Annotated in this window: 18 protein-coding genes; 4 read left to right on the top strand and 14 right to left on the bottom strand. The window is 60.5% G+C overall.

Annotated features, from left to right (window positions below; translation table 11 throughout):
• Window positions 1-82: 82 nt before the first annotated feature.
• The 3 genes from leuS to FY528_RS18925 form a co-directional block, all read right to left on the bottom strand.
• Window positions 83-2,923: a leucine--tRNA ligase gene (gene leuS, locus FY528_RS18935; protein WP_149072600.1), complete on the bottom strand. Its 2,841-nt coding sequence runs from the start codon at window positions 2,921-2,923 to the stop codon at window positions 83-85.
• A 163-nt stretch (window positions 2,924-3,086) separates the two neighbouring features.
• A complete protein-coding gene (locus FY528_RS18930) occupies window positions 3,087-4,871 on the bottom strand; it encodes a sensor histidine kinase (RefSeq protein WP_149072599.1) in 1,785 nt (594 codons plus the stop codon).
• A gap of 221 nt (window positions 4,872-5,092) precedes the next feature.
• Window positions 5,093-6,451, bottom strand: a complete 1,359-nt coding sequence (locus FY528_RS18925; RefSeq protein ID WP_149072598.1) for a sigma-54-dependent transcriptional regulator — start codon at window positions 6,449-6,451, stop codon at window positions 5,093-5,095.
• A 163-nt stretch (window positions 6,452-6,614) separates the two neighbouring features.
• Here FY528_RS18925 and FY528_RS18920 point away from each other — a divergent pair, with 163 nt between their 5' ends.
• Entirely contained in the window at window positions 6,615-6,839 is a 225-nt protein-coding gene (locus tag FY528_RS18920) for a hypothetical protein (RefSeq protein WP_149072597.1), read from the top strand.
• A gap of 138 nt (window positions 6,840-6,977) precedes the next feature.
• Here the strand turns inward: FY528_RS18920 and FY528_RS18915 are convergent, their stop codons facing one another.
• From FY528_RS18915 to FY528_RS18880, 8 genes are all read right to left on the bottom strand, one after another.
• The gene (locus FY528_RS18915) at window positions 6,978-8,072 is read right to left on the bottom strand and encodes a porin (protein ID WP_149072596.1); all 1,095 of its coding nucleotides are present in this window, start codon (window positions 8,070-8,072) and stop codon (window positions 6,978-6,980) included.
• Window positions 8,073-8,159: 87 nt separating this feature from the next.
• The gene (locus FY528_RS18910; protein WP_187632197.1) at window positions 8,160-8,987 is read right to left on the bottom strand and encodes an ATP-binding cassette domain-containing protein; all 828 of its coding nucleotides are present in this window, start codon (window positions 8,985-8,987) and stop codon (window positions 8,160-8,162) included.
• 202 nt (window positions 8,988-9,189) lie between these two features.
• The gene (locus FY528_RS18905) at window positions 9,190-9,966 is read right to left on the bottom strand and encodes an ABC transporter permease (protein WP_149072594.1); all 777 of its coding nucleotides are present in this window, start codon (window positions 9,964-9,966) and stop codon (window positions 9,190-9,192) included.
• A gap of 178 nt (window positions 9,967-10,144) precedes the next feature.
• Window positions 10,145-11,923, bottom strand: coding sequence for an OmpA family protein (locus FY528_RS18900; protein ID WP_149072593.1), 1,779 nt, complete (start codon window positions 11,921-11,923; stop codon window positions 10,145-10,147).
• Between the two features lie 192 nt (window positions 11,924-12,115).
• The gene (locus FY528_RS18895) at window positions 12,116-13,114 is read right to left on the bottom strand and encodes a hypothetical protein (protein WP_149072592.1); all 999 of its coding nucleotides are present in this window, start codon (window positions 13,112-13,114) and stop codon (window positions 12,116-12,118) included.
• A 37-nt stretch (window positions 13,115-13,151) separates the two neighbouring features.
• Window positions 13,152-13,838, bottom strand: a complete 687-nt coding sequence (locus tag FY528_RS18890) for a hypothetical protein (protein ID WP_149072591.1) — start codon at window positions 13,836-13,838, stop codon at window positions 13,152-13,154.
• Between the two features lie 378 nt (window positions 13,839-14,216).
• On the bottom strand, window positions 14,217-14,909 hold the full coding sequence (locus FY528_RS18885) for a spheroidene monooxygenase (protein ID WP_262384061.1): 693 nt from the start codon (window positions 14,907-14,909) through the stop codon (window positions 14,217-14,219).
• Between the two features lie 162 nt (window positions 14,910-15,071).
• Window positions 15,072-15,611, bottom strand: a complete 540-nt coding sequence (locus FY528_RS18880; RefSeq protein WP_262384060.1) for a pyridoxamine 5'-phosphate oxidase family protein — start codon at window positions 15,609-15,611, stop codon at window positions 15,072-15,074.
• Between the two features lie 123 nt (window positions 15,612-15,734).
• Between FY528_RS18880 and FY528_RS18875 the strand changes: the two genes are divergently transcribed.
• The 3 genes from FY528_RS18875 to FY528_RS18865 all read left to right on the top strand — a co-directional run bounded on the left by FY528_RS18875 (window position 15,735) and on the right by FY528_RS18865 (window position 17,358).
• Window positions 15,735-16,349: an acyl carrier protein phosphodiesterase gene (locus FY528_RS18875; RefSeq protein WP_149072589.1), complete on the top strand. Its 615-nt coding sequence runs from the start codon at window positions 15,735-15,737 to the stop codon at window positions 16,347-16,349.
• A 12-nt stretch (window positions 16,350-16,361) separates the two neighbouring features.
• Window positions 16,362-16,772 carry a hypothetical protein gene (locus FY528_RS18870; RefSeq protein ID WP_187632196.1) on the top strand — a complete coding sequence of 137 codons (411 nt, stop codon included), beginning with the start codon at window positions 16,362-16,364 and terminating at the stop codon, window positions 16,770-16,772.
• 118 nt (window positions 16,773-16,890) lie between these two features.
• A complete protein-coding gene (locus tag FY528_RS18865) occupies window positions 16,891-17,358 on the top strand; it encodes a hypothetical protein (protein WP_149072587.1) in 468 nt (155 codons plus the stop codon).
• 54 nt (window positions 17,359-17,412) lie between these two features.
• Here the strand turns inward: FY528_RS18865 and FY528_RS18860 are convergent, their stop codons facing one another.
• The 3 genes from FY528_RS18860 to FY528_RS18850 form a co-directional block, all read right to left on the bottom strand.
• Window positions 17,413-17,928 carry an FKBP-type peptidyl-prolyl cis-trans isomerase gene (locus FY528_RS18860; protein ID WP_149072586.1) on the bottom strand — a complete coding sequence of 172 codons (516 nt, stop codon included), beginning with the start codon at window positions 17,926-17,928 and terminating at the stop codon, window positions 17,413-17,415.
• A 189-nt stretch (window positions 17,929-18,117) separates the two neighbouring features.
• Complete coding sequence (locus tag FY528_RS18855; protein ID WP_149072585.1) at window positions 18,118-19,032, bottom strand: isoaspartyl peptidase/L-asparaginase family protein; 915 nt, start codon at window positions 19,030-19,032, stop codon at window positions 18,118-18,120.
• 142 nt (window positions 19,033-19,174) lie between these two features.
• Window positions 19,175-21,157, bottom strand: coding sequence for an AAA domain-containing protein (locus tag FY528_RS18850; protein WP_149072584.1), 1,983 nt, complete (start codon window positions 21,155-21,157; stop codon window positions 19,175-19,177).
• Window positions 21,158-21,433: the final 276 nt, after the last annotated feature.

Genomic DNA, 21,433 nt, shown 5'->3' with positions numbered 1-21,433 from the left:
GCCCGCGCACCGCACCCTGTTTAAACATAAAAAGTCCCTGCCGTGCGTACGGCAGGGACTTTTTGGTGAAATCGGATTGGCTCTATACCACCACGTTCACCATGCGGCCGGGCACCACAATAATCTTCTTGGCTTCTTTGCCATCGGCGAAGCGGGCCAGGAAGTCGGAGGCGCGCACGGCGGCTTCGATGTCGGCGGGGGTGGCGGTGGCCGGGAACTGCAGCTGCTCGCGCACCTTGCCGTTTATGGCCACGGGGTAGTTCACTACGTCCTCCACCAGGTACTCTTCCTTGAACTCGGGATATGTAGCGGAACTGATGGAGCCGGGCGCGTGGCCCAGCTTCTGCCACAGCTCCTCGGCCAGGTGGGGGGCGTAGGGCGACACCAGCACCACCAGCGGCTCCAGCACGGCGCGCTTGTGCGTGTCGAGGGCCGTCAGCTCGTTCACCGTAATCATCAGGGCGCTGACGGTGGTGTTGAAGGAGAACTTCTCGATATCCTCTTCCACCTTACGGATGGCCTTGTGCAGGGCCTTCAGCTCGGCGGGTTTCGGGGCCTCGTCGGTCACGGCAAAGTCGCCATCCTGGGGATGGTAGAGGCGCCAGAGCTTTTTGAGGAAGCCTGCCACGCCGCTCATGCCGTTGGTATTCCAGGGCTTGAATTGCTCCAGCGGCCCGAGGAACATTTCGTACAAACGCAGCGCATCGGCCCCGAACTTCTCAATGAGCGTGTCGGGGTTCACCACGTTGTACTTCGACTTCGACATCTTCTCGACCTCGACGCCGCATACGTAGGTGCCATTGTCTTCGAGAATGAACTCGGCGTTGGCGTACTCCTCGCGCCAGTTCTTGAACGCCTCAATATCCAGCACATCGTTTTCAACGATGTTCACATCGACGTGCAATGCGGTAGTCTGATGGTCACCTTTCTTGCCTGAAGACACGAACGTATTCGTGCCGTTGATGCGGTACACGAAGTTCGAGCGGCCCAGAATCATGCCCTGGTTGATGAGCTTCTGGAAGGGTTCAGGCGCTGAAACCAAGCCTAGATCTTTCAGGAACAGGTGCCAGAAGCGGGAGTAGAGCAGGTGGCCCGTAGCGTGCTCTGCGCCACCCATGTATAAATCCACCTGCTGCCAGTACTGCTCGGCTTCCTCGCCTACGAAACGGCCGACGTTCTGCGGGTCCATGTAGCGTAGGTAGTACCAGCTGGAGCCGGCCCAGCCGGGCATGGTGCTCAGCTCATACTCGAACTGGCCCTTGTACTTCCAATCCTTGGCGCGGCCCAGGGGCGGCTCGCCGGTTTCGGTGGGCTTGTACTCGTCGATTTCCGGGAGTACCAGGGGCAAGTCGGCTTCGGCCACGCCGTAGGCCACACCCTCCTTGTAGTAAATCGGGATAGGCTCACCCCAGTAGCGCTGGCGGCCGAAGATGGCGTCGCGGATGCGGAAGTTGGTTTTGCCCTTGCCGATGCCACGCTGCTCCAGCTCCTGAATCAGGGTTTGGGTGGCTTGCTTGTAGTTCTGGCCCTGGATGAGGCCGTGCAGGTACTTGCCTTCCTTGGTGGGGTCGGCCTGCTCGTCAATTTGCTGGGCATCTACTACCTGCACAATGGGCAGATTGAAGTGCTTGGCAAACACGTAGTCGCGCTGGTCTCCACTGGGTACGGCCATCACGGCGCCGGTGCCATAGCCCGCCAGCACGTAGTCGGCAATCCAGATCTGGATAGGCTCGTTCGTAAACGGATTCAGGGCATAAGCGCCGGTGAAGGCACCCGAAACCGTCTTGGTATCGGCCATCCGGTCGCGCTCCGAGCGGCGCTTGGTGGCGTCGATGTAGTCCTGAATGGCCTGCTGCTGGTCTGGGGTAGTCAGCTCTTTCAACAGCTCGTGCTCGGGCGCCAGCACCAGGAAGGTCGCGCCGTAAATGGTATCTACGCGGGTGGTGTAGACCTTGATTTTAGAGCTTAGAAGTGAGAACTGGGAGCTTAGAGTATTTTCAGCCGAGTTCTGAGTTCTAGGTTCTAAATTCTCAGTTCTAATAACCGAAAATTCTACTTCGGCCCCGATGCTTTTGCCAATCCAGTTGCGCTGCATTTCCTTTACCGCGTCGGGCCAGTCGAGGGTGTCGAGGCCCTGGAGGAGGCGGTCGGCGTAGGCCGTGATGCGCAGGTTCCACTGGGGCATGAGGCGGCGCTCCACGGGAAAGCCGCCGCGCTCCGAAAGGCCATCCTTTACCTCGTCGTTGCTGAGTACCGTGCCCAGGCCGGGGCACCAGTTCACGTAGGTATCCTGCTGGTAGGCCAGGCGGTAGGGGTGCACGGCCTGCAGCTTCTGCTTTTCCGTGAACGACTGCCACTGACCGGCCGTGAAGGAGTGCCGCTCCTCCTCATCTCCGGCGGCGCGGATGCCCTCACTGCCATTCTGCTGGAACTTGTCGAGCAGGGTTTTGAGCGGCTCGGCCCGGTTGGTGTCGAGGTTATACCAGGAGTTGAACAGCTTGAGGAAAATCCACTGCGTCCACTTGTAGTACTGCGGGTCGGAGGTGCGTACTTCCCGGCTCCAATCGTAGCTGAAGCCCAGGGAGTTGAGCTGCCGGATATAGGTGTCGATGTTCTGCTCCGTGGTCAGGGCCGGGTGCTGGCCGGTCTGGATGGCGTATTGCTCGGCGGGCAGGCCGAACGAGTCGAAACCCATGGGGTGCAGCACGTTGTAGCCCTGCAGGCGCTTGTAGCGGGCCACAATGTCGGAGGCAATGTAGCCCAGCGGGTGACCTACGTGCAGGCCCGCGCCGCTGGGGTACGGGAACATGTCCAGCACGTAGTACTTGGGCTTGTCCGACTGATTCTCAGCCTTAAACGTATGGTGCTCTTTCCAGTGGGCTTGCCACTTCTTCTCAATATCCTGGGGATAATAGCCGGGCATGGGATTCTGCTGCGAGTGAAAGGGCGAAATTAAGCGGAATTGCCGGGAAAGGGGTAGTCGATTCTTAGTAGGTTGGGTTTCTGCTTAGCTAAGAAGTGTTTTCGAGTAGGCAAGGGGTATTTGGCTGGTACCCGAGCGGCGGCTAATCGGCAGCTGAATCCTTTTATCCTACGTCCACCAGCGGCAGCGTGAAGCGGAAGCTGCTGCCGCAGTCGGGCTCACTTTCCACCCACAGGCGCCCGCCCTGAGCTTCGATGAATTCGCGGGAGATGCTCAGGCCCAGCCCCGAGCCGCCCTTGTGGCCCGTGGCGTTGGGCACGTGGGTGAAGCGCTGAAAAATCCGCTCGTGGAACTCGGCCGCAATGCCGGGCCCGCAGTCCTGCACGTTGATTTCTACTGCCTCTAGGCGCGGGGTGGCCTGCACCAGCAGGCGGGCACCCCGGGGGGAGTAGCGAATGGCGTTGCTGAGCAGGTTGATGAGCACCCAGGTGGTTTTCTCCAGGTCGGCGCGGGCCGGCAGGAGGCCGGCGGGCAGCTCCAGGCACAGCTGCAGCTGCTTGTCCTCAATCTGGGGGCGCACCGTATCAATGGCGTAGTTTACTACTTCGGCCAGGGCCACGGGCTGCACGTCGAACTGAATGTCAGCGCCGGCATCGAGGCGCGACACGGCCAGCAGCTGGCCCACCATGCCCAGCAGGCGCTGGGTTTCGTCGCGGATGCCGTCAGCCAGGCGCTGGCGCTCCTCGGCCTCGGTGCGCTCATCCTGGAGCAGCATGAGGCTGAGCTTGATGCTGGCCAGCGGGGTTTTCAGCTCGTGCGAAATCGTAGCCAAGTAGTTCGACTTTACCTCGTCCAGCTTCTTGAAGTCCGACACGTTGCGTAGCGCCAGAATGTGGCCCACGAACTCCGTGCGGCCCGTTTCGCGGTTGCGGGTTACGATGTGGTTGAGCGTGAGCCGGTAGTACGCCGTTTCGCCGTTGGCATGGTTGATGGTGAGGAGCACCGGCGCTGGGGCTTCGCCGGCCCGGCCCGACTCCGGCTCCAGCAGGGGCTGAAAGACGTCGTGCAGCAGGGCCGACTCGCGGCGCAGGTCCTCGGCCCGCTGGCCTACCAGTTCGGCGGCCGAGCGGCCCAGCAGCTCGCGCGCCACGGGGTTGGCCAGCAGCACGCAGCCATCTGGGTCGAGTAGCAGCAAGCCCTCGTCGAGGTGCTCGATGAGGCTTTCCAGGCGGCTGCGCTCGGTAGCCAGGGCCGCCCGCGTCACGGCGCGCTGGTCCTGCAGGTAGCCGAAGGCGCGGTTGAGAGCCAGGGCCACGGCGCCTACTTCGTCGTTTTTGGCAATGGAAACCTGGGTGGCGGGGCCGGCGCTGGCCACATCCTCCACATCGGCGCGGAGGCGGCGCAAAGGGCGGAGCACGGCCCGGGGCAGCCGCACCACCAGGCTCAGGGCTACCAGAGTGCTCAAAATCATACCGACCAGGACCACGCGCCGGGCCCCGGCCGCAGCGGCGGCGGTTTGCTGAGTTTGGCGGTGGAAGGAAGCCTCGTTCAGCGCCATCATGCGGTGGGTTTCGGCCCGCAGCTGGCGGAGGCGGGCAAGCTGCTCAGGGGTGGGGGCGCGGTCATCCACCAGGCGCTGATAGTCGGCCACCTGCTGGGTGAGCGTATCAACCAGTTCCAGCTCCCCGGCCTCGGTGATGTTGGCCGCCTCACGGGTAAGGGCCCGGCGTAGGGCGGCCAACGGAGTCACATCGGCCGGCGCATCTTCCAGCTGCTCCAGAGCCCGAAGCATCTGCTGGCCGTATTCCACAGAGCGGAAATTGGCTTGCTGTACGCCCCGCGTCCCGCCTTCCAGCCGCTGAATGGTGAAGAAGGTGTACCCGCCCAGTCCCAGCAGCAGGACCAGCATCGTGAGAATGCTCAGGCGGATTTTGAGTTTCAGGGACATGGATAGAAGGGTCTTGGGGACTTAGGGTCTTAGGTATTGGATTTTCGTTCTGCTTCGTCTGTCATCCTGAGCTTGCGAATGACCTTGTGATGCCAGAACAAATTTGTTAGCCCGCAGAAGCCCCAGAAGTTTCCGCAGAGGGCGCTGAAGTTGTTCTGCCGTGATAAGGTCCTTCGGGCTGCTCAGGATAACAGCCGTTTGTGTAAGAGACAAAGGCCGACCTACAGCCCGTACTCCTGCACCTTGCGGTAGAGCGTGGTGAGGCCGATGGCGAGGCGGCGGGCGGCTTCGGTTTTGTTGCCTTGCACTTGGTGCAGCACCTGGCGGATGTGGCGGGCTTCCACGGCGCGCAGGCTCTGGTCGGTGGGGTCGGCGTCGGGGCTGCCGGAGGCGGGGAGGGTGTGGAACTCGTCGGGGAGGTAGCCGGCGGCGAGGGGCTGGTCGGCGGGGGCGAGGATGGCGGCGCGCTCCAGCACGTTTTTCAACTCCCGCACGTTGCCGGGCCACTCGTAGCGCTGTAGCAACTCCACGCACTCGGGCTCCAGGCCGGGCAGGCGCTTGCGCAGCTGGGCCGCGAAATGTTGAAGGAAATATTGGGCCAGGGCGGGTACATCGGCGGCGCGCTCCTGCAGGCTGGGCACCAAGATGTTGAAGACGGACAGGCGGTAGTAGAGGTCCGGGCGGAAGTGGCCGGCGGCGGCTTCCTGGCGCAGGTTGCGGTTGGTGGCGGCCACAATGCGCACGTTCACGCTGGTGGGCTTGGTGTCGCCGAGCTTGGTGAACTGCCGCGTTTCCAGCACCCGCAGGAACTTGGCCTGCACATTCAGTTCCAGCTCCCCGATTTCGTCCAGAAACAAGGTGCCGCCGTTGGCTTCTTCCAGCAGCCCCTTCTTATCGGCTAGCGCGCCCGTAAACGCGCCCTTCTTGTAGCCAAACAGCTCCGATTCCAGCAAGTCCTTTGGGAAAGCCGAGCAGTTCACGGCCACAAAGGACTTAAGCTTCCGCTCACTGGCCTCGTGAATAGCCTGGGCAAACAGCTCCTTGCCCGCGCCGGTTGGGCCTTCCAGCAACACGGTGCTGTCGGTGGGCGCTACCTGGCGGGCCAGGTCCTGGGCGCGGCGCAAAGCCGGGGCCGCGCCAATCATGCTCGCGAAGCTGAAGCGCTGACCCATGCGCCGCTCCAGCTCGGCCACGCGGCGGCGCAGGCGGGATTTTTCGGCGGCCCGCTCCACTACTACTACCAGTTGCTGCTCGAAGTCGCCCTTGGTGAGGTAGTCGAAAGCGCCCAGCTTCATGGCTTTCACCCCGTCCGGAATGGTGCCGAAGGCGGTGAGCAGCACGATTTCGATATCGGGGGCCTTAGCCTTGAGGCGCGGAATCAGGTCCACGCCGTGGGCGTCGGGCAGGCGCACGTCCGACACCACCACCAGCACCTCATCGGCGTGCTGCTGGAGCAGCTCCAGGCCGCGGCTGGCGTCGGGGGCTTGCAGCACGGTGTAGCCTTCCAGCTCTATTACCCGCGCCAGCAGCTGGCGCAAGCGCGGTTCGTCGTCAATCAGGAGCAGGGTACCGGTGGGCATGACGTTGATGAAATCTGAGATATTAGTTTCGGCAAAGAACGGTAGCCATAAGGAGTTAACTTTGAATAATACTGGCTAAATGAATAGTGAAATGAGCGAACCAGTTAACCGGGTAGAATGCTGCACGCATGGATACCGGTATCCAGCCTTTGTTTGCCAACATTTGAATACTGATTATTCAGTTGGCTTTTATGAGCCATTTGCTTCAGACCCCAGTGTCGTTTATGCAAATGATGAACTCAATGCATGGTGCGATGCATGCGACGAAGTATTGACGCGGGTTGGTGAGTGGAATGATGAGTCTGAGGGATTTGCGAAGATTAAAGTCGTTTGTGATGCATGTTTCTTCGATATGAAAGAGCTCAACCTAGGTTATAGAGTGGGTTAATCAATTAAAATACAGGGACTAGCTTTTCCGAATCTCCTCCTTCAGATACTCCACGAAGCGGTTGTGTTCGGGTTCGGCTTCCACGTTTTCGTGCCAGGCCAGGCCCATTTCGGACAGGTAGTGCAGGAGAGCAATAATTCAAAAACTCACTGTCACTGACGACGTCACGTTGCCGTACGTGCGTGCCAAGCCATTCTCCTTCGTGGCGAACAGCGGATCTTTTCCGCGTAGTACGCGGCCTTCCAGACGAGCTACCACGTGAGCAGTTGGGGCATAATCCAGGTTCAGTGATGCGCTGGCCACACGGAAGCGGTTTTCGAAGCCGGTGGGCTGGGTGGTTTGGATGATGATACCGTGGGCGGCCCGGTAGTACTCGGCACGGGCGGTGGCCGCAACCTGCTTGGTGAACTGGTAGCGGGCGAGGGCGTAGCCAGTGTGCCACACGTCGGCGCGGCGGCCGGGAGCCTGCTGGGCGCCCAGGTCAAATAGGGCGGCCAGGCTTAGCCGAGAAGAGGCCGCGTATGTGAGGTAGAAATCGTGGAAGAAGCGGCGGCGACGGGCCGAGTCCTGGGGCTGCTCGTTGCCGAAGAAGGTGCTGATGTTGAGGAGCAGCTTCTCGGTGGGCTTCCACTGCAGCTGGGTTCCTACGGCTTTGCCGCGGTTGTTGTCGCACAGGTTTTGCCAGCCGTTCAGCACAAGCGCCGTAGCCGTGAGCCGGGGCGAAACCTCGTACGTGAGGCGGGCGCCGGCCTCGTAGTAGGGCGAGTTTTCGGCGGCCAGGGAGCGGGTCAGCGTCCAGTTGTCCTTGCTCAGCGCCGATTCCAACCCGATGTGCGAGCTGAAAATGCCCAGGTCGAGCCAAGCGCGGCGGGTGGGCTGGAAGCCGGCGTAGGCTTCGTAGAGGTGGCGCAGCACCAGCGGCTCAGCGGCGTAGTTGGCCTCCACGTAGGTGCCGGCGTGCAGGCCTAGCGCACCGCGGGCGTGCTCGTCCTGGTAGCGCACGCCCAGCACGGCATTATTGAGGGCAAACTCATTGGTGCGGTTGTGCGAATACAGAAACGCCGGCCGCTGTGGGCTCCGCCCCGTAAAGTTATAGCCGTAGTAGGCATCCGCGAAGCCGTAGAAACTGATGGGCCGAGCGGCCGTGTCGGGGGCCGCCGAGGGCACCTGCGCCACGGCGGTGGGGGCCGTGGGCCAGCTAGCCAAGCAAAACAGCAACAGCAGAAACTTCATAAGAGGGGAAAGGCGAAGACGCCAGATTGGACGCAAGGAAAGTAAGCGAGAACGAAGTTGCTGAAGCAGAGGACTGACTCCGAGTACTTAGGCGCTCTGCCGAATCTCATCCTTCAGGTGCTCCACGAAGCGGTTGAATTCGGGTTCGGCTTCCACGTTTTCGTGCCAGGCCAAGCCCATTTCGGCCAGGTTGTACTGGTGAGCGGCGCTGATAGTGGCGCCGGGCAGCAGCTGGCCGCTGGCGTCCCGCTCGTAGCCCAGGAGCCAGAGCCGGTCGGCCAGGGCGGTGGTGGTCTGAATGTCGTGGGAGACGATGACGACGGTGTTCAGCTCGTCCATGGTCGTTACTTCGAGGATGATTTTCTTGACCTCGTCAATCATAGCAATGTCGAGGCCGGAGAATGGCTCGTCGAGCAGGATGAGGTGGTCGGAGCAAAGGAGCTGCTGGGCAATGGCGGCGCGCTGGCGCTGCCCGCCGGAAAGATGGGCCGGGTATTTCTTGCGGTGCTGGCTGAGCTGGAACCGGTCCAGGTAGGCATCGGTCTGCCGCTTGGCTTCCTCGGGCTCATACTTCCGGGCGGCCGCCACCAGCAGGTTGTCCTGCAAGGTACGGTGGTTGAACAGCGGGTACTGCTGCTGCACAAAGCCCACGGCACCGGGCGTCACTTCTTCCTGCTCAATGCCCACCTTCACCGTGCCGCTGGTGGGCGTAATCAGCCCGGCCATGATGCGGCACAGCACCGATTTTCCCAGGCCCGAGCGACCGTAGAAGCCCACTACCTGGCCTTGGTTCATGTTGGGGCGGCACACGTCCAGTACCTGCGCCGAAATGTCGCGCAGCACGGTTTCGCCCCCATATTCCATCGACACGTTGTCGAGCGTAAGGACCGGGGCTTTGTAGAAATAGGGAGTCATTGGTGAGGTGGTGAGATGGTAAGGTTGAGGTTTAGTGCATATCAGGCCGTCATTCCGAGCGCAGCCGAGGAATCTCGCGTGCTGATGTTGCCAAACTATTGTCATGCTGAGCTTGTCGAAGCATCTCTCCCGCTTCGTTGGCTTTACCACACTAGCAAGATTCCTCGGCTGCGCTCGGAATGACGATACTTAAAGTTTAAAGCTACCGGGCAGTGGTGAGGGAGGAGTAGGGGAAGAACACGCGGCGCAGGAGGCTGAAAAGGTAGTCCTGGGCGGCACCGGCGGCGAGGATGACGAGCTGAATGGCCATTACGCCGTCGAGGTGGAGGTAGCGGTTTTGCTTGTAGAGCAGCAGCCCAATGCCGCCTTCCGACTGGTAGAGCGTTTCCACCAGCGTAATCATCGTCCAGATGATGGCGAAGTTCTGGCGCACCACTTCCAGCATATCATCCAGCTTGCCCAGCACCACCACTTCCCAGAAGCTGCGCCACTCGCCCAGGCCCAGGGTGCGGGCGTGGTCCATTTCCTGCTGGGTAGTGGTCAGAATCACCGAGGTCATGCCCGTGACGAGGTACACCGTAGTGGCAAAAATCAACACCGACAGCTTTACCTCGTGGCCCGAGCTGACCATCAGGGCCATGAAGAACGTGAGGCCGGTAAGGGTGAGGTAGCGCATCTTGGAGGCCGCGTAGGCCAGCGGCCGGAAGAAGGGCAGGGCCGTGAGGTAGGAAATCAGCAACGCCAGCACGGTGGCCACGGCCAGGGCTTGGAGCGCCGTGGTCATGCTGGCCCACAGCTCCTGGATGAGGCCCTGCGTGGTGACCATGTCCACGAATGCGCGGAGAACTTCGCCAAGGGAGGGGAACATACGCAGTGGCATCCACAGCCACAGCCCCAGCAGCAGGGCCGCCTGGCCCGCCGCCATCAAGGCAAAAGTGCGGCGGCGGGGCTGGGCGTTGGGGGAGAATAGCTCTTTCATGGGAAATCAAGGATCTGAAATAGAACGTCCTGCTGAGCGAAGTCGAAGCATCTCTACCTCTGGCTAATTATTGCCATTGCAACGAAGCGGTAGAGAGCTTCGGCTTCGCTCAGCAGGACTATTCTTAGTTGAAGAGAATGAAATGACAAGTCTCTCATTCACACTCATCCATTCACCGCTAGTTGCCCAGCACGATTTCTACGCGGCGGTTTTTGGCTTTGCCGGCGGGCGTGGCGTTACTGACTACCGGTTCCTGGGCGCCGTGGGCGTACACCTGCACGCGGCCGGCGGGGAAGGCGCTGGCGCTTTTGGCTTCGAGCCAGTGCTGCACGGCCAGGGCGCGGTCTTCGGACAGCTGCTGGTTGCGCTGCGGGTCGCCGGCGTTGTCGGTGTGGCCGTGCACGGCTACTTTCAGGCGGCCGGCCACCACCAGGTCATCGAAAAGCTTGGCCAGCTGCTGCTCGGCGGCGGGGGTAAAGGAGCTCTGGCCCGTGTTGAACTCGATGTTCCAGGCCCGCTTACTCACGCTCTGGCGGATTTCATCATCGGCGGCAAACTGCTGCTGCTCGGCCGGGGCCAGGGTTTTGCCGCGGTATTTGTCCTGCAGCTTGCGCAGGGGGGCAAGGTCGAGCATCTGGTCCAGGGGTACGTAGCTGGGCAACTCCTTGGGGTAGAGGCGGTGCTGCACGTCGCCGAAGGTTTTGTACACGGCGGCGTAGATGTTGGTGCCGCCTTCGTTGAGGCCGAACAAAGCCAGGTTATCCGAGAAGTTGAAGGCCTTGGAGCCGCCCAGCTCCACCACCTCGCCGTTGCGGTCGGCCTCGCTCACGCCCTTGTAGTAGCGCAGCCAGTAAGCACCAGGCTTGTCCTTGTCGCCATACACCACGCTGGAAATATCGGCGGCGCGGCTCAGGGCCTCGGGGTGACTTTTCACCTGGTCGCCGGCTACGGCCAGGGCCGTTATCAGGCCTTCTACCTCTTTCTGGTGGGTTTCATACCAGAGCTTGGTTGTTACCATGATGTTGGGCATCTGGTTGGAGTAGTCCTTGGTGCTCACGATGTTGACCAAGCCACCCTTCTGGCGGGCAATGTTCACGTCGCCAGGCGTCCAGGTGGCTACGGCATCGGCTACCACGTCCACTTTCACGCCGGTGTTCTTGCCGTTTACCACTTTCGTGCGCTGCTCGGGCTTGCCCAGGATGTACTTCTCGGCGGCCACCAGGAAGTCGGAAGCGGCCATGAAGTTCACGGCCTCGGGGTCGTAGGTGGTTTCGTCGGGGTTGACTTTCAGGCCGTTGTCGGCGCACCACTTTAGGGCAATGTTCTGGTCACCGTCGCGCAGGTAGCAGGCCACGGTTTTGCCCAGGGCGGCCTTGGGGTTATCCAGCCACTCTTTGGGTCCCATCAGCTTGTCTTCGCCAAAGCTTTTACCCACCGAGTAGGGAATAATCTGCAGGCTGGTGCCGGCCTTTTCCAGCTGGGGCTGCACCGCCGAAAAGGCTGGCAGTCCGTCGCCCATGATGCTCACCAGCAGGCCCGGCGTTTCGGGGTTGCTTTGCAGGTCGAGGGCGTTTTTCACCAGGTCGGCCTGCATTTTGGCTACGTCGTCTTGGCGCACAATCTGCAGATCCAGGCCGTTGGCCGCCATGCTGGAGCCCTGGGTGGTGCGCGGGCCGCCGTTGGCCAGCATCCCCGCCATCTGCGAGTTCCAGGCCATTACTTCCCATACCACCGGCGTGCCTTTCTCGGCCGGGGTTTCGGAAGGCAAAGGTGCCAGCGGTACGGCCACGTTGGTGCGGGCGCCGCCGCTTTGGGTGGGCAGCTCAATGGAGTTCAGCAGTACTGATTCGGTGGCCGCTTTCTTAAAGACCATGCCGCTCGACACCAGCTTGTTGATGCCGAAGTACAGCAGCGCCACGAGCAGGGCGCCAATTACAATTTTACCGCGAGTAGTCATGGGGAAGATGTGTGAAATGTGCTAATGTGAAGAATGTGCGGAATGGGGAATGGCCAGAAATGATGAGGCTGTAGATGGGCTAGGTGCAGTATGAGTGGGGAAGGTGAGCTTCAGGTCAGGCCTGCGTAGCAGCACGGCTTAGCTTGTTTTTTGTCACATTTCCCACCTTCAGCACATTTCCCACCTTCCCAATTAGTCCAGCAGGCTGGTGTAGGCGTCGTTGGTGGCGGTGCGGGTCTGGGCGGTGGTGCGGGGCGCGGGCTGCTCGTCGAGCAGGGCGTTGAACTCGCCTTTCTGGTATTTCTCCAGCAGGCGCTGGCCTTTCTCGCTCATCACCCCGTTCTGGATGTCCATTTCCTTCACGAACTCCTGGGAGTAGCGCATGGCCTGCTTGATCTGACCGAGCTGCTGGGCCATGTCCTGGGCCACGCGGTCGGTAGCCAGGTCGAAGAAGTACTTCTTGTCTGGGTCGCCGCGCAGGATGTTCATGGCGGCGCGCATACCGCTGCTGGTGCGCTTCACCAGCTCATATTCGTCTTTCAGCAGATTCACCTTGAACTTGCTGTTGTCGATCTGACGGAGGGCCGCTTTCAGGATCTGGCGCATCACCAGGCTCACGTTCTGGGTGGTGGTGAGCATGGGTTGCAGGCGCTGGTTGTACTCCTGGAGCTGGGCCGCGCGGGAAGCGTAGGAGGCGGCTGCGTCGCCTTCCTGCTGGCGGGTGGCCGAGTCGGCCAGCTGCAGGTACTCGCGCATCTGCTGGTTGTTGGCTTCTAGCTTGCGCTTCACCAGCTCGTGGGCGCCTTCGATGTGGCCAACTTCTTCCTCCATCTTGCGGGCTTCCTGGCCGGTGCTGCGGATGTAGTCCTCCATGATGCCGATGGGGTCGGTGTTGACGAAGATGCCGGCGGCCGTGCGGAAAATGCGCTGCCCGGCATACCACAGCCCCGCCTTGATGCGCGGACTCGTCACGAGCAGAAACAGCAGGAACAGCACGCCCAGCCCAATGCCCAGTTTCACGGTGTCGAACACCATGTCGACCAGGAACGGTACGATGGTGCCCCAGCCGTAGACGCCGGCGGCTACCAGCCCGCCGAGGAAAACCCAGCCGGCTACTTTTTCCGGCTGCTGCCACTTGGGCAAGTCGCCGGAGAGGCTGGAAGAAGCGTTGGAAAGGAGAGGAGTGTTCATGGTTGTAGGAGTTAGTTGTGGAGGATGGACCCGCGGGCTACTTCAGCAGGAAGGACTGCGCGGCCTGGCGGTGAGCCTGCAGCTCGGCCGCGGCGGCGGCGTTGGCCAGCTCGTAGGAGGCCATGGCGGCCGTGGCTTTCTGGCTTTCCTGCTGGCGCTGCTGCTGCACCTGCAACAGCTCCTGCTGCTTGGCTTCGAGCTGGCGCTGCAGGTCGGTGAGGGCAGTTTGCAGCTGAGTTTCCTGCTGCTGCAGCTGCACCAGGGCGCTGGGCGGTTGGTTCGGAATCTTGATTTCGCCCAGCTTTTCGCGGTGCCGCTCCAAAATGTGGTTGCGGTCGGCGGTGAGCTTGCGCTCAAACTCCTCGGCGGAGGCCAGCAGCCCGGGCAAGTCCAGGCCCGTCACGGCGGAAAAGGCGTTGAAGGCCGTTTGGTAGAGGATGGGCCCACTGAGTCCGCTGGCCCCCAGGCTTTTTACCATTTTGGTGTAGGCCACGAAGTCCTTGCCGTTGCCCGTAAGCAGGCTTTGTATGTGGTCGAGGTGGCGCTGCTCGGGCTGGGTAACCAGGGGAGCCGGAGCCGGGTAGGCCATGCCCGCTGGGGTGAAGGCCGAGGGAGTGGCATTCGGCAGCGGCCGGGCCGAAGCAGGCGCGGGGGAAGTGGATTCCTCGCCTTCCTCAATGAAGAAGTCTTTGGCCGCTTTGGCGAGGTTGTCGAAGATGGGCATTGGTCAGGCGGTGTTTGGTTGATGGTAGCCTATTGCCAAACCCGGTGCCGCCTGCAGCTACAGTAGCTGAATAGTGATGTATGTAATTGATAATGAGAGGGTAAAAATAAAATAGGGGATGGCTGAGAATTCCGCAAAAAGAAAAACCCTTCCATTTTGGAAGGGTCGGTTTTCAGAATGAAGCTGTCCGGTTATGTCATGATGAGCTTGCCGAAGCATCTCTACCGCTTCGTTGAATAATGCAGACGAAGCGGTAGAGATGCTTCGACTCCGCTCAGCATGACGTTCGGTATACAATGCCGTAATCATCTACACCTTGCTGCAGAACGGCTTGCTGGCGGGCAGATGCAAACGTAGTACGTCTCAACCTCTCATTGACTACGCTTCCGTCGGGTTGCGGCCGTCGAGGGTGCCGCGGCTACTGAGCACCCGGAAGCGCGCAAACAGCTCCTCGCCATACCAGTTCTCCTGGCGGGTGAGCTTGATGACTTCCTTGTGTTTTGCGCTGCGGTAGGCGTAGTCCTGCATGGCCTGGGCCGAGGTCCACAAGCTGAAGGTAGCCTGGCGCACCACCGGCAGCTCGCCTAGGCCAATGGCAGCCAGCACACCCGGGGCCTGGGCAATGGTTGCACTGGTAGGCGCTACGTAGCGCCAGAAGCGCGGCGTTTTATACCAGCGTATAGCGGCGCGGGTCAGCACGGCCACGGGGCCATCGGCGGGGCCACCATCCTCAGCGTAATCAAACGGGTTTTGCTTGTCCCAGAGTCCGTGGGACTTGATTGGAGCCAGGTGAGCTGTCCAGATTTCCTGGCACCGCTGCTCATACTCCTGCCACAGCGGGTGGGTATTGAAGAAATCTGCCGCCGCAGCTTCCGACTCCCACACGGCCATAAAGCCATAGCGCAGCAGGTTGGGCAGTGCGCCGAAGCCCCCGGCCCCGCTGCCCAGCAGCTTCTGAAACCGCAGCCCGGGTACGCGCTGCAGAGGGCGCTGGGCCGTGCCCATCTGGGCAAATCCCCAGCGCTTCTGGTTGGGGTGCAGCGTCAGCAAGGAAATAGTAGTGAGGGGCAATAGGAAAGCAGGAAAAAAATCCAAAAACAAGTCGGCTGGGCATTGAAACAGCCGCGCAAAGCCAAGCGCCGCATGGCCCGCAGACACGTGGCAAGCTACAAACAGCGCATAAAAAAGGACCGGGCTACCCCGGTCCTCTTATAACAATTAGCTTCTCAAATGTTACTGCACGTTCACTTTGGCGTGCTCGTTCACGTCGTCGGCTTTGCTCCGCTCGCCGGTGGCCAGGGCGCGCACGTAGGCGTATGCCCGCGTGAGCACGGAACTTGGCGTATCCCAGTATTCTCCTTTGTCGATTTCTACTTTCAGAATGTAAATGCTCGGGTCGTCTTTGCCGCCGGGAAACCAAGCGCGCATCGACTCATTCCACAGCTCGTTAATCTTGGCTTGGTCGCGGTACGCATTGGCGCGGCCCGAAACCGAGACGTACACGTTGCTTTCGGGGTTAGCGAAGCTCAGGTTTACTTGGCTGTCCTTTTTTACTTCGTACACTTTCGCCGATTCCTTATCAGTCAGGAACAGCAGCGCGCCCGAGCCATCAGGCTTTTGCGTGAACATGGGGCGGCTGCGCAGGGAGTGGTCCTCGTCGGTGGTGGTGAGCATGGCAATGCGCACGTCCTTGATTTTTTCGAGCAGCTTGCTGAGGTCGTTGGTAACGGGTGTTTGGTCGGCCATGGGGCAGGAGGTTGAAGAATAGTACATCAGGAAAACGACCCGCCTGGGCGGGCCGGGCCACCGGGGTGAGCCTGCCAGAAGTACGGCCCGCGCTACGGTCGGGTTCGGGTGCAGCCCAGGTTGCCCGGATTTTCCCGACCTTCCGCCCCAATGAACTTCTTGGCTCACCTGCTGCTTTCTGGCCCGCCCACCACGCCCGACTACGCCGATATCGTCGTGGGCAACTTCGCCGCCGAAGCCGTGCGAGGCCGTGCCGCCGTGCTGGCCTACCCGCCGGCCGTGCAGCGCGGCATCCGCCTCCACCGTTTTATCGACTCCTTTACCGATGCCCACCCCCTGGTGCGCCGCACCACCGCCCGCCTGCGCGCGGCCGGGCTGGGCAAGTGGGCCGGCGTCGTGTCCGACGTGGGCTTCGACCACCTGCTGGCCCGCGACTTTGCCAAGTTTCACTACGATGCCGCCGAGCCCCTGCCGGCGTTTGCCCTGCGCATGTACGCCTTGCTGCACGCCCGCCGCGCGGAGCTGCCGCCACGCCTGCAGCACATGCTGCAGTACATGCGCCAGGGCGACTGGCTTAGCGGCTACGCTCATCCCGAGGGACTGCGCAATGCCTTGCTGGGCCTGAGCCGCCGCGTGCCCCAGGCCGAGGTGCTAGGTACCGGCGCAGCCGCGTTTCTGGCCGAGCTACCGGCGTATGAGGCGGATTTCCGGGAGTTTTGGCCGGAGCTGCGGGTGGGAGCAATTGCTGAAATACACAGCATTTAGCCTATGACAAATATGGAGCAAGCAATAGAAGCGGTTAAAAACATGGTTGTGCAACAAGCCAAGCATTTTCTGACGGAGGCGGGAGAGTTTTATCCTTTCGGTGCAGTTCAGAAAGCCGATGGCACATTGGTTCCAGTGGCAGCCGGAGCGGCTGAAGATATGCTGGAGTCACAGCCGTTGGTGGAACTGCTGGAACTGGGTATTCGGCAGCAACTTAAAACAGGCGTCAGTACCATTGGTGCCATAGGGGTTGATGTACGCCTGCGGTTTTCGGCAGACACCCCTGCAACTGACGCCTTGCAAATTAGGCTGCTAACGGCCGAAGGCTACTCAGTAGATTATTTTATGACCTATCGTTTAGCAGAAGATAGGTTGATCTGTGACCCGCTGTTTGAAGAAGCAGGGACTTTCACGCTGGACTAACTATTTAACGGCCAGTTGTACATTTCGGAAATAATAGGTCGTCATCGGTGAACTGCTTGCGTGAATCTAGAGGGCTTATTCCTAAGGAATCTTTTCTATACCATTCAATTACCTTTTAATGAAGAAATCCTTACTCATCTGTGGCCTGCTTCTGCTGCCGGCTCTGAGCATGGCGCAGGCAAATCTTGTACATGGCGTTAGCGCTCTGACTAATGCGGCCCTCCGGAAAAAAAACACAGCCCATCGGCCTGCTTCTCACGGTAAAAAAGAAGTAGTTAAACACTTTCGTGCGGGCAATAAGTCAATTCCGCAGAAACGTACGCCAGCCGCCTACCTGGATGGGCCAGCAGCCAGCACAATCAGTGGGGTAGAGGGCTTTCTGGATGCAACGTACAAAGCCTATAAAAACCCGCAGGAGTCGAATATATGCGCCAACAGCGCGTTGGTCACAAGCATGATCAATAGCATTGAGGCCGCCGAGCCCAAATGGAATACGGCCCCTTACAAAGCCGAGCTGGCCTTCTATGAGCAAGAGCATAAGCGGCGGCAGCAGGCAGTTGCCCAGCCGCAGCCAAACGGCCAATAAAAAAGCGGCGGAACCACTCTGGTTCCGCCGCTTTCGGTTTGTAGCTGAAGGCTATTAATGATGGTGCCCGCCTTCGCCGTGTACGTGGCCGTGGTCGAGTTCCTCGCGGGTGGCGTCGCGCACGGCGGCTACTTTGCCGTCGAAGTGCATAACCATGCCAGCTAGGGGGTGGTTGAAGTCCATTTTCACTACTTCGTCGCCAATTTCCACGATTTTACCCTGCATGTGGTTGCCCTGGTTATCGGCCATGGGCAGGAAGTTGCCTACCTGCAGCATCTCATTGTCGAGCTGCCCGTCGATTTCGAAGACGTTTTTGGGGATTTCCACTACGGCCTGCTGGTCGTAGTCGCCGTAGGCCTGCTCGGGGGTGAGAGAGAAGGTGAACGTGTCGCCAGCCTGCTTGCCGTTGAGCTGGTTTTCGAATTCTTCAGGCAGGCCGCTCTGACCAAACAGGAAGACCATAGGTGCATCGGCTTCGGCCGACTCTACCAGTACTTTCTCTTGATTTTCGTCGGTTACGCTCAGGTCGTAGGTGATAGTAACGACTTTGTTTTCGCTGATTTGAGCCATGCTGCGGGTGGACGCTGGCGCCCGGGGGTAGAAATGAAGGGTTGGGTTTCGATTAGCTAGTTACGGAAATAGCCCGAAATAGTCGGTGCAGCGGCGCAGTTTCGTGGGCATATGGCACGAAGTGAGACAGTTGCGAAAAGTGCCGAGGCACAAGCATCCGCTGCGCTTTAGTACTACTACCTCCGGCGTCTATCCCTCTTCGCTCCAGATAGCTACAAACGGCTCCTGCTCGCCTACGCGGTAGCCGCGGCGCATGATGTTGGTGTTGGTTTCTAGGGCAATGTTGCCTTCTTTATCAACCGCAATCAGGCCTTTATCGCCCTGCAGGTCTTCGTCGCGCAGCTCAATGGCGGCCCGGCAGGCTTCGTTTACGGGCAGGCCCTTGTACTTCACTAAGGCGTACACTTCGTGGGCCAAGGCGCCGCGCAGGATAACTTCGCCGTCGCCGGTAGCTGAGACGGCGCAGGCCTCGTTGCTGGCGTAGGAGCCGCCCCCAATTACCGGACTGTCGCCCACGCGGCCTTTCAGCTGGCCTTCGATGCCGCCGGTGCTGGTGGCCACGGCCAGGTTGCCATCCTGGTCGAGGGCCACGGCGCCCACAGTATCTTTCTGGGGCACTTTAGCTTCTTCCTGCATGATTTCCAGCCACTCCTGCTGGGCCTTTTCCGTGATGAAGTAGTGCACGGCTTCCATATCGAGGCCGTGCTGCAGGGCAAATTCCATGGCACCTTCCCCGGAGAGGTACACATGCTCGCACTTGTCCATCACCGTGCGGGCCAGGCTAACGGGGTTTTTGACGTAGCGCACGCCTTCTACGGCACCGGCTTTCAGCGTTCTGCCATCCATGATGGAAGCATCCATCTGTACCTCGCCCTGCTTGTTGAGGCTGCTGCCCCGGCCGGCGTTGAAGTGCTCGTTGTTTTCCATGCTGTTCACGGCCGCTTCTACGGCCTCCAGAGCTGAGCCCCCGCGGTGCAACACTTCCCAGCCAGCCTGCAGAGCATCATGGAGGCCTTCGCGCTGGGCAGCTTCTTCCTCGGGGGGTAACTCGCTGGGGTCCATGGTAACGGCGCCTCCGTGAATGACAATAGCGTACTTATTCATAACTACAAGGTGGTTTTGGAAGGATGTATCGCTGAATACGCACACAAAAAAGCCCCGTTTCTGAGGACGGGGCTTTTCAGGGTTAATAGCAGACATCCGGAAAAACACGGAGCCAAGTGCAAATCACATGGCTTCTAGCGGCTTACTGCAGCTCCCAGGCCGTGCGGTACGCCCCGATGCTCTCCACGTAATCGAGGAAGGCTTTGTAAAACGGGTGCCCGCCCAGGGTGGCCGAGTCGCCCACGATGAGGAGCTTGCGGCGGGCGCGCGTCATGCCCACGTTCATGCGGCGAATGTCGGAGAGGAAGCCGATTTCGCCCTGAGGGTTTGAGCGGGTGAGGGTAATGGCAATGATGTCGCGCTCCTGGCCCTGAAACGAGTCGACGGTGCCGATGCTGAGCATGCGGTGCTCCATTAGGCCCACCAGCTCATCGTTGTCTTCCACGGCATCCTTGAGGTAGTTGATCTGGGCGCGGTAGGGGGCAATGACGCCGATGGTGAGCAGATCCTCGGTGTGGTCGGCCGGGTCGTAGACTTCCAAGAGCTGCGAAAGGCGCTTCAACAGCAGGTCGGCTTCTTCGGGGTTGGCAATAGAGCGGCTTTCCTCGATGCCCAGCTCCTGAAAGCCGAAGCCGGCGGTGTCCAGAAACTCCACGGCCATGTCGGGGGCAAACCGCAGGTCGTAGGCGGGCAGGTCGGCGTGGGCCACGGTGGGTGCGGCCTTCAGCCGGCCTTCGTAGAACTGCTCCGAGCTGAACTCCATGATCTGCTCGTGCATGCGGTACTGCACCTCCAGCATGCGGGCCGTGTCGGGCTGGCGCTTGATGCACTTCTCAAACAGCGTTTCGCGCAAACCCTGGGCCGCCGCTTTCTCACTTTTCACGGTGGGCGGCAGCTGCTGATGGTCGCCGGCCAGCACCACGCGGTTCGCCTTGGTGATGGGAATCCAGCAGCCCGGCTCCAGGGCCTGGGCTGCCTCGTCAATAAACACCGTTTCGTAGGTGAGGTGGCGAATGGCGCGGTTGCCGGCCCCCACCAGCGTGCAGGTAATCACCTGCACCTTTTCCAAGAGGTCCTCGGTGATGTAGCGTTCCAGGTTGTCGGAATCCTGGAGCATGAGGTGGGCCTGTTCTTTCAGCATCCGGCGCTGCTCCCGCTCCTCCCAGCCGAAATGGCGCTTGAACTTGCCGGCCTGCTCGCGGTACTGCTCGGCCGTTTGGCGCATGCTTTTCAGCTCGGGGTAGCTTTTGTGCGCCATAATCTGGGCATCAAGCGTGTGCTCCAGCAGCAGGTCCGACACGCGCGAGGGGTTACCCATGCGAATCACGTTCACCCCGCGCTCAGCCAGCTTTTCGGTGAGCAAGTCCACGGCCGTGTTACTGGGCGCGCACACCAGCACGCGCCGCTCGCGGCGGATGGTTTCCAGGATGGCCTGCACCAAGGTGGTAGTTTTGCCGGTGCCGGGCGGGCCATGAATGATGGCCACATCCTGGGCCGCCAGCACGTGGCGCACAGCCGCTAGCTGACTTTCATTCAGGGGCGAAGGGTAGTAGAGCTGAGCTTCGGCTTCGGGCTTGTAGCGGGCCGGTTTGGCACCCAGCAGCACGTCGCGCAGCTCGGCCAGCCGGCTTTCGTAGGCGCCCATGACTTTGCCCAGGGCGTACTCCATCTCGCGGTAGCTCACCTCGTCGAAGGTCAGGTCCACGCCCAGCTTGCCTTCCTCCACCCAGTCGGGCAAATCCTCTTTGGTGGTGGCCAGCAGGATTTTGTTGCGCTTCACGCTGGTGATAACGCCCGAGAGCGTGGGCCGGTCGGAGCCCGAGCGGCCCGGAATGTTGCCGAACAACGCCGCGTTTTTGCCCACCTGAAACAGGTGCAGCCCGGCCTGGCCCGAGGGGCGCTCCAGCTCAATAACGAGCTTGCCGCCGAAACCAATGTCTTCCTTCGTGATTTTGACCGGGTACCAGGTTAGGCCCCGCTTCTGTCGCTCGGCAATAGTAGCCTGGGCGCTCTTGATTTTGAATTGTTCGAGGTCCTCCTGCTGCTCGAGCTTCATGAGGGCCTGCACCTTGCGCAGCTCTTTCTCGATGGCGTAAGGGTCGGTATAGGTAGGTTGTTCAGCCAACTGATGGGTTCTTTTTGCGAATCGTTGATAACAACGAAAGCGGGGAAAAGGTGGCCGAAGGTCGGGAGGAATTACCTTCCTTCTGTATCAAGGTAATCTTTGATGTATTGTTTGCACTTCTGAGCTACATCTTCCAATAGGCTCTGTTTCTTGTGACCTCCTCCCAATTGCTGGACCGGCTAGAAGTAGAGCATCAGGCGGTTTGAAGCTCGACAGTAGCGGCGGCCGCCATTGCCTGATCGGGCGTTAAATTCTGTAACGAACTGTGTGGCCGGA

It is taken from the genome of Hymenobacter lutimineralis, from assembly GCF_008271285.1.
GTDB classification, from domain to species: domain Bacteria; phylum Bacteroidota; class Bacteroidia; order Cytophagales; family Hymenobacteraceae; genus Hymenobacter; species Hymenobacter lutimineralis.
This window is presented reverse-complemented; position numbering and strand designations above follow the sequence as displayed.

What these genes read in the sequence shown, in the direction of transcription:
- leuS (WP_149072600.1), bottom strand. Translation starts at nt 2,923, where the DNA reads ATGCCCGGCTATTATCCCCAGGATATTGAGAAGAAGTGGCAAGCCCAC.
- FY528_RS18930 (WP_149072599.1), bottom strand. Translation starts at nt 4,871, where the DNA reads ATGTCCCTGAAACTCAAAATCCGCCTGAGCATTCTCACGATGCTGGTC.
- FY528_RS18925 (WP_149072598.1), bottom strand. Translation starts at nt 6,451, where the DNA reads ATGCCCACCGGTACCCTGCTCCTGATTGACGACGAACCGCGCTTGCGC.
- FY528_RS18915 (WP_149072596.1), bottom strand. Translation starts at nt 8,072, where the DNA reads ATGAAGTTTCTGCTGTTGCTGTTTTGCTTGGCTAGCTGGCCCACGGCC.
- FY528_RS18910 (WP_187632197.1), bottom strand. Translation starts at nt 8,987, where the DNA reads ATGACTCCCTATTTCTACAAAGCCCCGGTCCTTACGCTCGACAACGTG.
- FY528_RS18905 (WP_149072594.1), bottom strand. Translation starts at nt 9,966, where the DNA reads ATGAAAGAGCTATTCTCCCCCAACGCCCAGCCCCGCCGCCGCACTTTT.
- FY528_RS18900 (WP_149072593.1), bottom strand. Translation starts at nt 11,923, where the DNA reads ATGACTACTCGCGGTAAAATTGTAATTGGCGCCCTGCTCGTGGCGCTG.
- FY528_RS18895 (WP_149072592.1), bottom strand. Translation starts at nt 13,114, where the DNA reads ATGAACACTCCTCTCCTTTCCAACGCTTCTTCCAGCCTCTCCGGCGAC.
- FY528_RS18890 (WP_149072591.1), bottom strand. Translation starts at nt 13,838, where the DNA reads ATGCCCATCTTCGACAACCTCGCCAAAGCGGCCAAAGACTTCTTCATT.
- FY528_RS18880 (WP_262384060.1), bottom strand. Translation starts at nt 15,611, where the DNA reads ATGTACTATTCTTCAACCTCCTGCCCCATGGCCGACCAAACACCCGTT.
- FY528_RS18875 (WP_149072589.1), top strand. Translation starts at nt 15,735, where the DNA reads ATGAACTTCTTGGCTCACCTGCTGCTTTCTGGCCCGCCCACCACGCCC.
- FY528_RS18870 (WP_187632196.1), top strand. Translation starts at nt 16,362, where the DNA reads ATGGAGCAAGCAATAGAAGCGGTTAAAAACATGGTTGTGCAACAAGCC.
- FY528_RS18865 (WP_149072587.1), top strand. Translation starts at nt 16,891, where the DNA reads ATGAAGAAATCCTTACTCATCTGTGGCCTGCTTCTGCTGCCGGCTCTG.
- FY528_RS18860 (WP_149072586.1), bottom strand. Translation starts at nt 17,928, where the DNA reads ATGGCTCAAATCAGCGAAAACAAAGTCGTTACTATCACCTACGACCTG.
- FY528_RS18855 (WP_149072585.1), bottom strand. Translation starts at nt 19,032, where the DNA reads ATGAATAAGTACGCTATTGTCATTCACGGAGGCGCCGTTACCATGGAC.